Source organism: Streptomyces sp. CNT372 (assembly GCF_000377145.1).
Genome location: NZ_KB897779.1, coordinates 334,549 through 349,327 on the forward strand (window position 1 = coordinate 334,549; position 14,779 = coordinate 349,327).

A 14,779-nucleotide genomic window follows, 5' to 3' on the forward strand; every position below is an offset into this window, starting at 1 on the left:
CGTCCCGGGACTCGTCGTCCCGGGGGTCGTGCCGTCCGGATTGGAACGGCGCCCACCGGGCACCCGGCGTACCGTCGAGACAACGGGGCCGATACGTGAGAGGGGTTGACCCATGGCCCACGAGTTGCGAGCCAAGGACATCATGACGAGCAGTGCGACCTGTGTGGGAGCACACCAGTCACTGCGGGACGCGGCGATGATGATGCGGGATCTCGGCGTCGGCGCGCTGCCCATCTGCGGGGACAACAACCGCCTGACGGGCATGGTCACCGACCGGGACATCGTGATCAGCTGCTGCGCCGAGGGCGTCGACCCGGCGACCGTCCAGGCCGGGACCCTCGCCGGCGAGCTGCACTGGGTGGACGCCGAGGCGAGCGCCGCCGAGGTCCTGGAGACGATGGAGAACCACCACGTCAAACGCCTTCCGGTGATCGACGTGAACGGCGGCCACCGCCTGGTCGGCATGATCACCGAGGCGAACGTGGCCAAGAACCTCAGCGACGAACAGATCGCGGCCTTCGCGACGGCGGTCTACGCGCAGTCCTGACCGCCCACGGCCACTGCCCGCGACCACTCCCCGGGGCCGGGTCCTCCTTCGAGGGCCCGGCCCCGTGCCCTGCCCGCCAGGCCGTCCGGCAGCGTCCCCCGCCGCGCGCCCGTACGGCCGCCCCGGGCGCGGGCGGGTTCACGCGGGGCGTTGACGCGGGGGTGTGCACACTGGCGCGTTCACACAGGTGTGTCCACGCAGGTGTGTCCACGCGGGTGTGTTCACCAGGCGAAGGCCTCCGGGGACGGGCCCGGGCCCGGGAAGATCTCGTCGAGGGAGCCGAGGACGTCGTCGCCGAGGTCCAGCTCGACCGCGCGCAGGGCGGAGGCGAGCTGCTCCGGGGTGCGCGGGCCGACGATGGGGCCGGTGACACCGGGGCGGGTCAGCAGCCAGGCGAGGGCGGTCTCGCCGGGTGCCAGGCCGTGCTTGTCGAGCAGGTCCTCGTACGCCTGCACCTGCTCGCGGACCGAGGTGTTCGCCAGCGCGTCGGCGCTGCGCCCGCTCGCGCGACGGCTGCCCTCGGACTCCTTCCTGAGGACCCCGCCGAGCAGTCCGCCGTGCAGCGGCGACCAGGGGATGACCCCGAGGCCGTACTCCCGCGCGGCCGGAAGGACCTCCATCTCGGCCCGGCGCTCGGCCAGGTTGTAGAGGCACTGCTCGCTGACCAGTCCGTACGAACCGAGGCGGGTGGCCGTCTCGTTGGCCTGGGCGATCTTCCAGCCGGGGAAGTTGGAGGAGCCCACGTAGAGGATCTTGCCCTGCTGGACGAGGACGTCGACCGCCTGCCAGATCTCCTCGACCGGGGTGCGCCGGTCGATGTGGTGGAACTGGTAGAGGTCGATGTGGTCCGTCCGCAGGCGCTTCAGTGAAGCGTCCACCGCACGGCGGATGTTGAGGGCGGAGAGGCGGTCGTGGTTGGGCCACGCCTCGCCGTCCGCGCCCATGTGGCCGTAGACCTTGGTGGCGAGGACCACCTTGTCGCGGCGGTCGCCGCCCTTGGCGAACCAGGTACCGATGATCTCCTCGGTACGGCCCTTGTTCTCGCCCCATCCGTAGACGTTGGCGGTGTCGAAGAAGTTCAGACCCGCGTCGAGCGCGGCGTCCATGATCGTGTGGCTGGTGGCCTCGTCGGTCTGAGGCCCGAAGTTCATGGTGCCGAGGACGAGTCGGCTGACCTTGAGACCGGTGCGTCCGAGCTGCGTGTACTTCATGGTGTCAGCCAACGCCTTCGAGTCCGCTCGAAGCAAGGGGGCGCGGCCCGTCGGCACGGCCCGTCGACACGGCACGGCCCGTCGGCGCCGCACGCCCCCGAGTGGTCTTTCGCAAGTTTCCGCAAAGCCTTTCAATCACGAGTCGTGACGCTCTAGGCTCGCTCCGTAAGGACGACTTCGAGAAGTGAAGGCTGGAAACCTCATGCGTTCCGTCGTGCGTTCAACAGTTCTTCTCGCGATACCCGCGGCCGCGGCCGTACTGGCGGGCGCGGGCACGGGCCTCGCCACAGCGGCCGCCCCCGCCGCCAATGCCGCCACCGCCGCCCCGGCTCAGGTCACGGCCCCCGTTCCGGCCCCGGAGTGCGTCACCCACTCCGCGAGCTGGCGCTACACCTTCGTCACCAACGGCTGCGAGGGAGCCCAGCACCTCACGCTCAGGTACCTGGACGGCGGCGAGGTCCCCTGCCGGACGGTCGCCCCGGGTGCGACCGCGACCTTCCCGGGCTACGGGACGCAGGGCAACCAGGTGGTCGCGGTCGACCTCTGCCCCCAGGACGACTGAGCCGGGGCCACACCCCCCCAGCCGGGGCCACACCCCCGAGCCGGGGCCACACCCCCCCAGCCGGGGCCACACCCCCGAGCCGGGGCCGCACCCGTCGGCCCGCCGGGAAGGGGCCGCGGGCGGGTCAGCCCAGCGCGCCGGCCACCGCGACGATCGCGAACAGCAGCACGAGCACGGCGGCCATGATCTGGTTGCGGGTCTTCGTCTTCACGCGTCGAGGTTAACCCGCCCCCTCCAGCGGCCAGGACTCGACCACCTCGTAGCGCGGCTGCTCCCCCGGCACCCCGCCGGACGGCGGACGGCTGCGGACGAGAGCCATCCGGTCCACCCGCCAGGGCGTGCCCTCGAAACCGTCGAGGGCCTCTGCGTACGGCCGCAGATCCAGGTCCGCGCGGGCCCGGGCGAGGGTGAGGTGGGCCGTGAACCGCTCGTGCCCGCCCGTCTCGACACCCGCGCGCCGGGCCGCAGCCCCGGCCCGTTCCGCCAGCCGCCGCAGCTCGTCGACGCCCCCGGCCGCGCCGGTCCACAACGCCCGCCGCCCGAACCGCCCGCCCCGGTGCAGCCGCAGCGGGAACGGGGGCGTGCGGTGGGCGGCGCGGCCGAGGCGTGCGGCCAGCTCGGGCCGGAGCGCGTCCTCGACCTCCCCCAGGAACGCCAGCGTGAGGTGCCACCCCGCCCGCTCCGTCCAGCGCAGCCCGTCCGCCCCGGGCAGCGCGTGGAGCGGGACGAGCGCCTCGGCCAGCTCGTCGGCGACGGCCGGGGGCGGCAGCGCGGCGGCGAAGAGTCTCATGCCGCCCAGTATCCGGGGCGGGCCCGGCGCGTACGCGGGGGTGCCGGGCCTGCCCAGGCGCGCCTCCCTGACCTTCCGACCGGGTGACTACGATCACCCGGAGAGCAGTCATGGCGTCAACTCCGCAGGGGGGAACGAACGTTGACGGAACCGCTGGCACCCGAGGATCCCGAACGGATCGGCGACTACTGGCTCGCGGCACGGCTCGGCGAGGGCGGCCAGGGCGTGGTCTACGAGGCGTACGACAGCGCGGGCGAACGGGTCGCCGTCAAGGTGCTCCGCCCCGGTGCCCACCCGTTCGTACGGGAGCGTTTCGCCAAGGAGGCGGAAGCGGCCCGCCGGGTGGCGTCGTTCTGCACGGCACGCATCCTGGACGTCTCCGCCGACGGCGAGACCCCCTTCCTGGTCAGCGAGTTCGTACCGGGCCCCACGCTCGCCGAACGCATACGCCGGCACGGGCCGCTGGACGAGGACGCGGTGCTGCGCCTGGCCACCGGCGCGGCGACGGCGCTCGCCGCCATCCACGGGGCCGGGGTCGTCCACCGCGACCTGAAGCCGGGCAACATCCTGCTGGGCCCGGACGGGCCGCGGATCATCGACTTCGGGATCGCCCGCGCCTCCGACATGTCCCTCACCGCGACGGGCGCCATGATGGGCACGCTCGGCTACATGGCACCGGAGGTGCTGTCCGGCGGCCGGGCGACGGCAGCGGCGGACGTCTTCGCCTGGGGTGCCGTGCTGCTCTACGCGGCGACGTCGGCGGAGCCGTTCCGGGGCGAGCACATCGGGGAGGTGGCACACCGCACGGCCACCGTGGATCCGGATCTGTCCGGAGTGCCGGAGCCGGTCCGCCCGCTGATCGCCGAGGCGCTGTCGAAGGATCCGGCTCGGCGGCCCACCGCGTCGGAGCTGCTGCTCCGTCTCGTCGCGCCAGGCACCGCGCCAGGCACCGCGCCGGGCACCGCGCCGGGCACGGCACCGGCGGGCGGCACCCCGGCCGCGGCGGCTCGGGGCGCGGCGACTCCGGACGCGGAAGCGCCGACCCCGGAAGCGCGGACCCCGCAAGCCCCGGCCCCGGAAGCCCCGACCGCCCCCGCGAACGCCACGCCCCCGGGAGCCGGCGTGCCCTCCCCGGCCGGGGAGGGGCCGGCCACCCCCGCGTCCCCCGCCCCCGACGCCCCGCCGCCCACCGCCTCGCCCCCGGCCGCCGACCCCGCCCTGCTGGCCGCCGGCGCCCGGCAGGCCGCCGCACCGGACACGCCCGGCCCCGGCAACGGGGGCGGCCCCGGTGCGGGCGGCGGGCCGGTGCGCGAGGAGACGGTCGTGGTCCCGCCCCTCGGCGACCGGGCCGAGGCCGCGTTCACCGGGCTCCGCCCGGCGGCCCAGTTCGCCGCGCACGAACTGCTGCTGCGCCTGGTCGTGCCCGGTGACGCACCCGACGGATCGCAGGATTCCGTTCGCACGGCACCCCCCGGGGAGCTGTACGACGACCGCCCGGAGAGCGAACGCCGCAGCTGTCACGAGGCCGTCGCCGCGCTGGCCGGGGCGGGCGTGCTGGTCGTGGCGCCGGACGGCTCCGTGCGGCCGGTGAGCGCGGCGCTGCTGCCGGCCTGGCCCCGGCTGCGCGCGGCGGTCGCGGCCGACCGCGCGGGCCTCGCCCTGCACCGCCGGCTCGGCCGCGCGGCCACGGCCTGGGCCGAGCAGGGCGAACGGGCCGAGGACCTGCTCCAGGGCAGCGCCCTGCGTGCCTGTCTGGACTGGTCGGCGAGCCCCTCGTACGGGCTCCGCCCGAGCCCGCCGGAGCTGCGGTTCCTCTCCGCGTCCCGGGCGCACTCGGTCCGCGGCGCACGTCGCCGCCGGCAGATCCTGTCGGCCACCGCGGTCCTCGCGGTGCTCGCCCTGGTGGCCGGGGTGATCGCCTGGGCCCAGCTCCAGGAAAGCAGCCGGCAGCGCGCCGAGAACGAGCGCCGGCAGGCCGAGGCGGCGGCCCGTTCGGTGGCGCGGGCCGCGCAGGGCCTGCGCGGCACGGAACCGGACACCGCCCTGCTGCTCAGTCTGGCCGCCTGGCGGATCGCCCCCACCCCGGAGGCCCGTTCCGCGATGCACGCGGCGGCCACACAGCGCGTGACCGAGATCGTGCAGTTGCCGGATCTCCCGACCGGCGACCTGTCCGGCACCCATCTGGCGGTCGACGGCAGCCGGGTCACCAGCATCTCCCCGTCCCGCATCCGCTCCTGGCGGCTGGGTCCGGACGGCACCGGCGACCGTCGCCCCTCCTTCGACCGCAAGGGGCTGACCCGCGCCACGAACAACCACCTCCCCCTGGTCAGCCCGGACGGCGGCACACTCGTCCTGCACGGCGAGGACGCCCTGGAGGTCGTGTCGATGAAGGAGGACCGGGTGCTGAACACCTCCCGGGTCCCGGCGGGGTGGCTCCCCGACCAGGTGTCCGACCGCGGCCACGTCCTCCTCAAGCAGCCCGGCTCGCGGGACGAGTTCCGGCTGGTCGGTCCGGACGGGAGGACGGTCAGGGAGTGGAGCGGCTCGCTGGTGGGCGTCGGCGACGGCGTGCTCTCCCCGGACGGGACGCGCTTCGCCGGGTGCAGCCACTCGACGGGCCTCGTCGAGCCGCAGCTCGTCCTGCTGGACCTCACGGCGGACACCTTCGGGGACGTCGCGGAGGGCACCGGGTGCACGGGTGCCGTCGGATTCAGCGGCGACGGGCGCCGCGTCCTGGTGCAGGACGAGGACTCCTTCGAGATCGTCGACACCCGGGACACCAGGTCGGTGGCCGTGATCCGCGCCGAACTCGAAGACGTCCGCCTCAGCGCCGGCGGGTCCTACGTCGTCGGCCGGACCGAGGGCGGGCACATCGGGGTCTGGTCGGGCGCCGACCCCACCGACCCGCTGTTCACCCTCCCCGTGCAGGGGAGGGTCGACGGGCCCCCCGCGCCGTCCACTCTGCCGGCCCTCGACGAGCGCACGAAAACCCTCGCCCATACGAACGCCACCGGGCGGGTTCTGCACCGGCTCCACGTCGCGGCCGCGCTGGAGGGCGGCGCCAAGCACTTCGACACCCGGGGTGTGGCCCTCTCCCCCGACGGCCGGGTGGGACTCGTCCGGCGGAGCGTCGCGGAGCGGGAGGCGGACGAGCTGACCGCGCCCCTGGAGCTGACCGCCGTGGACATGCGCACCGGCAAGCGGCTGGGCGAACCGTTCACCCAGCACCGCGGTCCCGGCCAGGCGGTGGGCTTCCCGCTCCCCGCCGCGGTGAGCGGGGAGGGCGAGTACGTCGCCTTCGCCACCTGGCCCGCCGGGGATGCCGACGCGGCGCAGGGTGAGGCAGCGCGGCAGCGCCTCGCCGTGCACCGCACGCGTACGGGCGAGGAGATCGTGTGGCTGCCGGTGGCAGCGGGCCACGGGGTGGCGTCACCGATCCTCTCCCCGGACGGCCGCTACGTGGCCTTCGCCCTGGTCCCGGCCGGTGTCCCCTCGGGAGACGCCGACCCCGTCGAGGTCTGGGACGTCCGGGAACGGAAGCGGATCCACCGGTTCGAGAACATGGGCGGGCACGGAGTCTTCAGCCCGGACGGCAGCCTGTTCGTCAGCACGGCCGGGGCGGTGCTGGAGCTGCCCGGGGGCCGGGCGCGCCAGGGCGCGTTCGGCCCGGCAGCCGCGTCCGGGGTGGCGTTCTCGCACGACGGGTCGCGGATCGCGGTGCTGAAGAAGACGGGGTGGCTGGAGTTGTGGGACGGCCGGGCCCGCGAACGGCTGGCGATGCTGGCGGGGCCGACCGTGGCCGGCGGCACCCACCAGGGCGAATGGATCGCGGCGCCGTCCTTCTCGGCCGACGGGACGATGGTCGCGGCCGTCGTCGGCGGGGGAGAGTACACGGCCGGGGACACGGTGCAGCTCTGGGATCTGGACGCACGTACCGCCCTGGGGCAGCCGTTCACCCCGTCGGGACTGCGGATCGACGTGGTCGCGTTCGGGGAGCGGCCGGGCGGCGGGGCCGGGGGAGGCAAGGGATCCGACGGGGTGCTGCACCTCCTCGGCGCGGGGGCGCACCAGACCTTCGACCTGGCCCCGGACACCCTGGCGGAGGGCCTCTGCGAACGCGTGGGCCGGGACATCACCCGTGAGGAGTGGGCCCTGCACGTCCCGGACGGCGTGCCGTACCGGAGCCTGTGCTGAAGCGGGCCCGGCCCCACCCGGTCGTCCGGGTGGGGCCGGGCCCCGCCGCTGAGCCGGTGAGCCGCTGAGCCGCTGAGCCGCTGAGCCGCTGAGCCGACGGTTGCCCTGTTACGCCGCCGTCGTCAGCCGCTCGCGCCGCGGCACGAAGCGCACCCGCGGGTGGCCGTGGTGCCAGCCGACCGAGAGCCGCAGACCGCCCGCGCGGGCCAGGGCCACGCCGACCGCGACGGCCGCGAGCATGGCGACCGCGCCGCCCGCCGCGAAGCCGATCCGGGGGCCGTAGACGTCGGTGACCCAGCCCACCAGGGGCGCGCCCAGCGGGGTGCCGCCCGTGAAGACCATCATGAACAGGCTCATCACCCTGCCCCGCATCAGCGGGTCCGTCGCCATCTGGACGCTGGAGTTCGCGGTCACGTTGACGGTGAGGCCGAACATGCCGACCGGCACCATCAGCGCCGCGAACACCCAGAACGAGGGCGCGAAGGCGGTGACGATCTCCAGGAGGCCGAACAGGATCGCCGCCCCGACCAGCATCCGCAGCCGGGAACTGCCCCGCCGGGCCGCCAGCAGCGCGCCCGCGAGGGAGCCGATCGCCATCAGGGTGTTCAGCAGTCCGTAGGTGCCGGCGTCCGCGTGGAAGACCTCGTCGACGAAGGCGGCGAGCCAGATCGGGAAGTTGAAGCCGAAGGTGCCGATGAAGCCGACGAGGACGATCGGCCAGATCAGTTCGGGCCGCCCGGCGACATAGCGCAGCCCTTCACGGAGCTGCCCCTTGCCGCGCGGGGCGCGTTCGGCCTTGTGCAGTTCGGCGGGGCGCATCAGCAGCAGACCGGCGATCGGCGCGAGGAAGGACAGCCCGTTGAAGAGGAAGGCGTATCCGCTGCCGACGGCCGTGATCAGCACACCGGCGACGGCCGGGCCGACGAGCCGGGCGGACTGGAAGTTGGCCGAGTTCAGCGAGACGGCGTTGCGCAGCTGGTCCGGGCCGACCATCTCGGAGACGAAGGACTGCCGCGCCGGGTTGTCGACCACGGTCACCAGGCCGAGCAGGAACGCGGTCAGATAGACGTGCCAGACCTGGACGTGGCCGCCGAGGGTCAGCACGGCCAGGGCGAGCCCGGTGAGGCCCATGGCCCCCTGGGTGGCGAGAAGCAGTTGCCGCTTGGGCAGCCGGTCCGCGAGCACACCGCCGTAGAGGCCGAACAGCAGCATGGGGAGGAACTGCAGCGCGATGGTGATGCCGACGGCGGAGGCCGATCCGGTCAGGGTGAGGACCAGCCAGTCCTGGGCGATGCGCTGCATCCAGGTGCCGGTGTTCGAGACCACCTGCCCGAGCGCGAAGAGCCGGTAGTTCCGGATCCTCAGCGAGCTGAACATCGTCTGCTTGGGGGCGGCGGTGCCGGTGGTGGGAGTGCCGGTGTTGTCGTCGGGGTGCGGTGCGGGGGCGGAGTCTGCTCCGGGTCCCGTACTCAAAGGGGTCGCCTCCTCGGCTCGGCGGTCGTGCGGTGGTCGGCGGTCGTGCGGTGATCCGTTCGTTCGGTCGGTCGGGGCGGTCGTTCGCGGGTCAGTCGGTCGGTCGTTCGTCGCTCGCTCGTTCGTCGTTCTCTGGTGATGGTGCGGGCGGCCCCCGGAGATGGCATCCGCAGCCGGTCGCGCCCCGCTGGACCGTGTCCTAGAGCTGCGCGAGCTTCTCCAGGACCGGAGCGGCCTCGCGCAGCTTGGCCCACTCCTCCTCGTCCAGTTCCTCGGCGAGGCCGGCCAGCCAGGCGTTCCGCTTGCGGCGGCTCTCTTCGAGCATGGCCTCGGCCCGCTCGGTCTGGCTGACGACCTTCTGCCGGCGGTCGTCGGGGTGGGGCTCCAGCCTGACCAGCCCCTTCGACTCCAGCAGGGCGACGATCCGGGTCATCGACGGCGGCTGGACGTGCTCCTTGCGCGCCAGCTCGCCGGGGGTCGCGGAGCCGCAGCGGGCGAGGGTGCCGAGGACGGACATCTCCGTCGGGCTCAGCGACTCGTCGACGCGCTGGTGCTTCAGGCGGCGGCCCAGCCGCATTACGGCGGACCGCAGGGCGTTCACGGCGGCGACGTCGGCGTCGGTGCCGTGCGACAGATCAGGCATGTTGCTTAGCATAACTCATTACCCTGACTAAAGACCAGCCGGTATGCGCCCGTGATTCGGTCACGTTCCGCGCCGACGACTCACCCGAATGAGTGAGTTCCGGCCGGAAAGTGACGCACGGACGCCCGGCCCCCGGTGACCCTGGCACGCATGGGATCGACAGTGCTCAGCCTGCGGATAGACAGTGGGCTGCTCGACCGGCTCAAACTTCACGCGGCACGACGGCAGATGAGCGTTCAGGACTACGTGGTCCGGACCCTCGTCCGGGACGACTTCGACGAACGTTTCACGGCGGCCGTCGACGAGACCGAGAAGTTCTACGGGCGGACGCCGACGACCCCCGCCCGGGAGCGGACCGGGACCGGGGGCCGGGCGGCGGAGCCGGCGGCGGCCGGCGAAGGGGATCAGGTCAGGCCGAGCGCCGGCATCGCGTAGTAGAAGACGAACACCGCCGACACCACGTACATCGCGGCGGGCACCTCGCGCCCGCGCCCGGCGGCCAGGCGCAGCACGGCGAAGGCGATGAAGCCGATGCCGATGCCGTTGGTGATCGAGTAGGTGAACGGCATCATCACCATCGCCAGGAAGGCGGGCACGGCGACCGTCCAGTCCGCCCAGTCGATGTCCCGGACGGACCCGGCGAGGATCAGGAAGCCGACCGCGAGCAGCGCGGGGGTGGCCGCCTGCGAGGGCACCATGGTCGCGAGCGGTGTGAGGAACAGCGCCATCGAGAACAGCAGACCCGTGACGACCGAGGCCAGACCGGTGCGCGCGCCTTCGCCGACGCCCGCCGTGGACTCCACGAAGCAGGTGTTGGCGGAGGCGGAGCCGGCGCCACCGGCCGCGACTGCCACGCCGTCCACGATCAGCACCTTGTTGATGCCCGGGAAGTTGCCCTTCTTGTCCATGAGCCCGGCCTCGTCGCCGACGCCGAGGATGGTGCCCATTGCGTCGAAGAAGCAGGACAGCAGCACGGTGAAGACGAAGAGGCAGCCGGTCAGCAGGCCCACCTTCTCGAAGCCGCCGAACAGGCTGAACTCCCAGAAGAGTCCGAAGTCGGGGGAGGCGACCGGGTTGCCGGGCCACTCGGGCGTGGTCAGGCCCCAGCTCGGGACCTCGGCGACCGCGTTGATCACCATGGCGACCACCGTCATCACGACGATGGAGATCAGGATCGCGCCGGGCACCTTGCGGATCAGCAGCGCGAGGGTGAGCAGGGTGCCGAGCGCGAAGACGAGGACCGGCCAGCCGGTGAGGTGGCCCGCGGTGCCGAGCTGGAGGGGGACGGTGGTGTGCGCGGCGTCCGGGATCCGGGAGACGAAGCCCGAGTCCACCAGGCCGATCAGCATGATGAAGAGGCCGATACCGATCGCGATGCCCTTGCGCAGGCTGAGCGGCACCGCGTTCATCACGCGTTCCCGCAGGCCCGTGGCGACCAGCAGCATGACCACGAAACCGGCCAGCACGACCATGCCCATGGCGTCGGCCCAGGACATCCGGGGCGCGAGCTGGAGGGCGACCACCGTGTTCACGCCGAGGCCCGCGGCGAGCGCGATCGGGACATTGCCGATGACGCCCATCAGGAGGGTGGAGAACGCGGCGGTGAGCACGGTGGCGGTGACGAGCTGCCCGCCGTCGAGCTGGTGCCCGTACATGTCCTTGGCGCTGCCGAGGATGATCGGGTTCAGCACCAGGATGTAGGCCATCGCGAAGAAGGTGGCGAAGCCTCCGCGCACCTCGCGGGCGAGGCTGGAACCGCGCTCGCTGATGCTGAAGAAACGGTCCAGCCCGCCGACGGGCTGGACCGGGGGCGGCGGCAGGTCGGGCTGGTCGACCGTGGCGGTGGCCGAGGGGGACATGCGGAACCTCAGTCGTGCGAGGGGACGGGGGTGGCACAAAAAAGCGGCTGATCCTGGAGGTTCCCACGACGGGAATCAGTCAGCCGTAATCGGTTTCAGTATGAACATATGAATGAAAGATCGCTATCTCCGCGCGTAGAGCCTTGTGGCGCAAGGGCCCGGGCGACCCGCCCGGCGTCCCGGCCACGGTCGGCGACCGCCCCGGAGGCCCCCGGCACCCCCGTCCCACCCCGCCCTACACTGTCCGCATGGCGAAGTGGACCCCCCGGCACGAGGCACCCGAACCCCTTGAGGGTCCGGTCGTCGCCACCATCACCGGCGGCACGATCCTGTGGTTCGTGATGTTCCTCGTCCAGGTCCCCTTCTACGGCTGGTTCGACGACCGCGACCTGACCTGGTGGGTGTGGACCTGTCTGGCGGGCGGCGGCCTCGGCCTCATCGGCATCTGGTACGTCCGCGGCCGGGACGCGGCAATCAAGCGCGCACAGGCGGCACAGGCCTCGGGGACGGCACAGGCCTCGGGGACGGCACGGGCTTCCGGGACGGCGGAGGCGGACGCCGGGACCGCCGAGACCCCCCGCGGCTGACCACCCGGCCCCTCCCCCTGGCCGGCCCTCGCCCCTCCCCGTCGTCCTCCGGCACGATCCTCGTACGACCCCGGTCGGATCCCGCACCCCTCCGGGGGGTGAGGCGGCCGTGGCCCCCGTACCGTCTGAACCATGACTCAGCGGGCGGACATCGGCACCGACGGACCCGAGCCGGACGGGCACTCACCGGTCATCGACGCGGGGGCCGAACTCGACCCCGTGCACCCCCGGGAACCACCGCCCAGCCGCCGGCCGGCCGCGTCCGCGACGGGTCTCACCTCCGCGGAGGTCGCCGAACGGGTCGCCCGCGGCGAGGTCAACGACGTCCCCGTGCGCAGTTCGCGCTCCGCCGTGGACATCGTCCGCGCCAACGTCCTCACCCGCTTCAACGCGATCATCGGCGTCCTCTGGGTGATCATGCTCTTCGTCGCGCCGATCCAGGACAGCCTCTTCGGCTTCGTCATCGTCGCCAACACCGGCATCGGGATCATCCAGGAACTGCGGGCGAAGAAGACCCTCGACTCCCTCGCCGTCATCGGCGAGGCGAAACCGCGCGTACGGCGCGACGGCACGGCCGTGTCCGTGTCCGTGTCCACCTCGGAGATCGTCCTCGGCGACGTCGTCGAACTCGGCCCCGGCGACAAGGTCGTCGTCGACGGCGAGATCGTCGAGGCGGACAACCTGGAGATCGACGAGTCCCTGCTGACCGGCGAGGCCGACCCCGTCCTCAAGCGGCCCGGGGACCAGGTGATGTCCGGCTCCTTCGTCGTCGCGGGCGGCGGCGCGTTCACCGCCACCAAGGTCGGCCGGGAGGCGTACGCGGCCCAGCTCGCCGAGGAGGCGTCCCGCTTCACCCTCGTCCACTCCGAGCTGCGCTCCGGCATCTCCACGATCCTCAAGTACGTGACCTGGATGATGGTCCCGACCGCGATCGGGCTCATCATCAGCCAGCTCGTGGTCAAGGACACCGACTTCAAGAACTCCATCGCCCGGACCGTCGGCGGCATCGTCCCGATGATCCCCGAGGGCCTGGTCCTGCTCACCTCCGTCGCCTTCGCGATCGGGGTGATCCGCCTCGGCCGCAAGCAGTGCCTGGTCCAGGAGCTGCCCGCGATCGAGGGCCTGGCCCGTGTCGACGTCGTCTGCCTCGACAAGACGGGCACCCTCACCGAGGGCGGCATGGACGTCACCGAGCTGCGCCCCCTCAACGGCACCGACGAGGCGTACGCACGCCGGGTCCTGGGCGCCCTCGGGGCCTCCGACCCCCGCCCCAACGCCTCCCTCCAGGCGATCGTCGACGCCTACCCGGACGGCGGTTCCTGGCGCTCCACCGCCACCCTGCCGTTCTCCTCGGCCCGCAAGTACAGCGGCGCGACCCTCACCGAGGGCCCCGGCGACGGAGACGGGGACGGGGACGGGCAGGCCACGACCTGGCTGCTCGGCGCGCCCGATGTGCTGCTCCCCCCCGGCGACCCGTCCCTGGCCGAGGTCGACGCCCTCAACCGCGAGGGCCTGCGGGTGCTGCTCCTCGCCAGGGCCGCCCGCCCGCTGGACGCGCCGTCCCCGGCCCGGGGCGCGATGCCCACCGCGCTCGTCGTCCTCGAACAGCGGCTGCGCCCCGACGCCTCGGAGACCCTGCGCTACTTCGAGGACCAGAACGTCGCGGCCAAGGTCATCTCCGGTGACAACGCGGTCGCCGTCGGCGCGGTCGCCGCCAAGCTGGGCCTGCCGGGCGCCGCCGCCACCGTCGACGCGCGAAAGCTTCCGGCGGAACGGGAGGCCATGGGCGAGGAGATCGACGCGAACGCGGTCTTCGGCCGGGTCAGCCCGCAGCAGAAGCGCGACATGGTCGGCGCGCTCCAGTCCCGGGGCCACACGGTCGCCATGACGGGCGACGGCGTCAACGACGTCCTGGCGCTGAAGGACGCGGACATCGGCGTCTCGATGGGCTCCGGCTCGGAGGCGACCAAGGCCGTGGCGCAGATCGTCCTGCTGAACAACAGCTTCGCCACCCTCCCCTCGGTGGTGGCGGAGGGCCGCCGGGTGATCGGCAACATCACCCGCGTCGCGACGCTGTTCCTGACCAAGACGGTCTACTCGGTGCTGCTGGCGATCCTGGTGGTCTGCTGGCAGGTCGAGTACCCGTTCCTCCCCCGGCACCTGACCCTGCTCTCCACGCTGACCATCGGCGTCCCGGCCTTCTTCCTGGCCCTCGCCCCGAACAAGGAGCGCGCCAAGCCGCACTTCGTCCGCCGGGTGATGCGGTACGCGATCCCGGCGGGCGTGATCGCGGCGACGGCGACCTTCGCCACGTACCTGCTCGCCCGCTCGCACTACAGCGGCCCGGGCGCGCTGGACGCGGAGACCAGCGCGGCGACGCTCTGCCTCTTCCTGGTCTCCCTGTGGGTCCTGGCGATCGTCGCCCGCCCGTACACCTGGTGGCGGATCGGCCTCGTCGCCACGATGGCCGGCGCGTTCCTGCTGGTACTGGTCGTGCCGTGGCTCCAGGAGTTCTTCGCGCTGAAGCTCGTCGGCACGGTGATGCCGTGGACTGCGGTCGCCATCGCCGCGACGGCGGCGGCGGTCCTGGAGATCGCGTGGCGGTGGGTGGGGCGGCGCTTCCCGGCGTGAGGAGTCGCCACGCGAAGGGCCCCGCCGCACCGGAGTGCGACGGGGCCCTTGGCTGTGGGGCGTGTGGCCTCAGCGGGTGTAGTAGCCGGAGACGTCCGCGATCAGGTCCAGGGACCCGGCGTTGTTGTAGAACGTCACCTTCCCGTCCTTGACCGGCACGACCACCAGATTCGGCGCCGTCACCCCGGCCGCCACGTTCAGGTTCGACGCGGCCGTCCGCTCCGTACCCGCCGGATACACCGACACGTACGACGCGGCGGACGCCTTCGTCGCCGTCACGTT

Annotated in this window: 11 protein-coding genes and 1 pseudogene; 6 read left to right on the plus strand and 6 right to left on the minus strand. The window is 73.0% G+C overall.

The genetic code is table 11. The annotated features are described in order from the left end of the window. Positions 1–112 precede the first annotated feature (112 nt). A complete protein-coding gene (locus C593_RS0109405; RefSeq protein WP_026277527.1) occupies positions 113–547 on the plus strand; it encodes a CBS domain-containing protein in 435 nt (144 codons plus the stop codon). A 221-nt stretch (positions 548–768) separates the two neighbouring features. Here the strand turns inward: C593_RS0109405 and C593_RS0109410 are convergent, their stop codons facing one another. Then, a complete protein-coding gene (locus C593_RS0109410; protein ID WP_018847048.1) occupies positions 769–1,758 on the minus strand; it encodes an aldo/keto reductase in 990 nt (329 codons plus the stop codon). 214 nt (positions 1,759–1,972) lie between these two features. Here C593_RS0109410 and C593_RS29215 point away from each other — a divergent pair, with 214 nt between their 5' ends. Continuing rightward, entirely contained in the window at positions 1,973–2,320 is a 348-nt protein-coding gene (locus tag C593_RS29215; RefSeq protein WP_486591097.1) for an alpha-amylase, read from the plus strand. A gap of 220 nt (positions 2,321–2,540) precedes the next feature. On the opposite strand, the gene thpR is transcribed toward C593_RS29215, so the two are convergent. After that, positions 2,541–3,110 carry an RNA 2',3'-cyclic phosphodiesterase gene (thpR, locus tag C593_RS0109425; protein ID WP_018847050.1) on the minus strand — a complete coding sequence of 190 codons (570 nt, stop codon included), beginning with the start codon at positions 3,108–3,110 and terminating at the stop codon, positions 2,541–2,543. A gap of 141 nt (positions 3,111–3,251) precedes the next feature. Between thpR and C593_RS30940 the strand changes: the two genes are divergently transcribed. Beyond that, on the plus strand, positions 3,252–7,304 hold the full coding sequence (locus tag C593_RS30940) for a serine/threonine-protein kinase (RefSeq protein ID WP_051093652.1): 4,053 nt from the start codon (positions 3,252–3,254) through the stop codon (positions 7,302–7,304). A 108-nt stretch (positions 7,305–7,412) separates the two neighbouring features. Here C593_RS30940 and C593_RS0109435 read toward each other — a convergent pair whose 3' ends face one another. Further along, a complete protein-coding gene (locus tag C593_RS0109435) occupies positions 7,413–8,777 on the minus strand; it encodes an MFS transporter (protein WP_018847051.1) in 1,365 nt (454 codons plus the stop codon). 199 nt (positions 8,778–8,976) lie between these two features. Continuing rightward, positions 8,977–9,420 carry a MarR family transcriptional regulator gene (locus tag C593_RS0109440; RefSeq protein ID WP_018847052.1) on the minus strand — a complete coding sequence of 148 codons (444 nt, stop codon included), beginning with the start codon at positions 9,418–9,420 and terminating at the stop codon, positions 8,977–8,979. Positions 9,421–9,570: 150 nt separating this feature from the next. Here C593_RS0109440 and C593_RS0109445 point away from each other — a divergent pair. Then, a pseudogene (locus tag C593_RS0109445) lies at positions 9,571–9,756 on the plus strand (ribbon-helix-helix protein, CopG family); the annotation flags it as partial. 68 nt (positions 9,757–9,824) lie between these two features. Here C593_RS0109445 and C593_RS0109450 read toward each other — a convergent pair. Beyond that, the gene (locus C593_RS0109450) at positions 9,825–11,279 is read right to left on the minus strand and encodes an NCS2 family permease (RefSeq protein ID WP_018847054.1); all 1,455 of its coding nucleotides are present in this window, start codon (positions 11,277–11,279) and stop codon (positions 9,825–9,827) included. A 248-nt stretch (positions 11,280–11,527) separates the two neighbouring features. Between C593_RS0109450 and C593_RS29225 the strand changes: the two genes are divergently transcribed. Beyond that, the gene (locus C593_RS29225; RefSeq protein WP_051093662.1) at positions 11,528–11,866 is read left to right on the plus strand and encodes a DUF2530 domain-containing protein; all 339 of its coding nucleotides are present in this window, start codon (positions 11,528–11,530) and stop codon (positions 11,864–11,866) included. 132 nt (positions 11,867–11,998) lie between these two features. Next, positions 11,999–14,497: an HAD-IC family P-type ATPase gene (locus tag C593_RS0109460; protein ID WP_018847056.1), complete on the plus strand. Its 2,499-nt coding sequence runs from the start codon at positions 11,999–12,001 to the stop codon at positions 14,495–14,497. 69 nt (positions 14,498–14,566) lie between these two features. Here C593_RS0109460 and C593_RS0109465 read toward each other — a convergent pair. After that, a partial coding sequence (locus C593_RS0109465; RefSeq protein ID WP_486591098.1) for a hypothetical protein occupies positions 14,567–14,779 on the minus strand: 213 nt, incomplete at its 5' end.

What these genes read in the sequence shown, in the direction of transcription:
- C593_RS0109405 (WP_026277527.1), top strand. Translation starts at nt 113, where the DNA reads ATGGCCCACGAGTTGCGAGCCAAGGACATCATGACGAGCAGTGCGACC.
- C593_RS0109410 (WP_018847048.1), bottom strand. Translation starts at nt 1,758, where the DNA reads ATGAAGTACACGCAGCTCGGACGCACCGGTCTCAAGGTCAGCCGACTC.
- thpR (WP_018847050.1), bottom strand. Translation starts at nt 3,110, where the DNA reads ATGAGACTCTTCGCCGCCGCGCTGCCGCCCCCGGCCGTCGCCGACGAG.
- C593_RS0109440 (WP_018847052.1), bottom strand. Translation starts at nt 9,420, where the DNA reads ATGCCTGATCTGTCGCACGGCACCGACGCCGACGTCGCCGCCGTGAAC.
- C593_RS0109450 (WP_018847054.1), bottom strand. Translation starts at nt 11,279, where the DNA reads ATGTCCCCCTCGGCCACCGCCACGGTCGACCAGCCCGACCTGCCGCCG.
- C593_RS29225 (WP_051093662.1), top strand. Translation starts at nt 11,528, where the DNA reads ATGGCGAAGTGGACCCCCCGGCACGAGGCACCCGAACCCCTTGAGGGT.
- C593_RS0109460 (WP_018847056.1), top strand. Translation starts at nt 11,999, where the DNA reads ATGACTCAGCGGGCGGACATCGGCACCGACGGACCCGAGCCGGACGGG.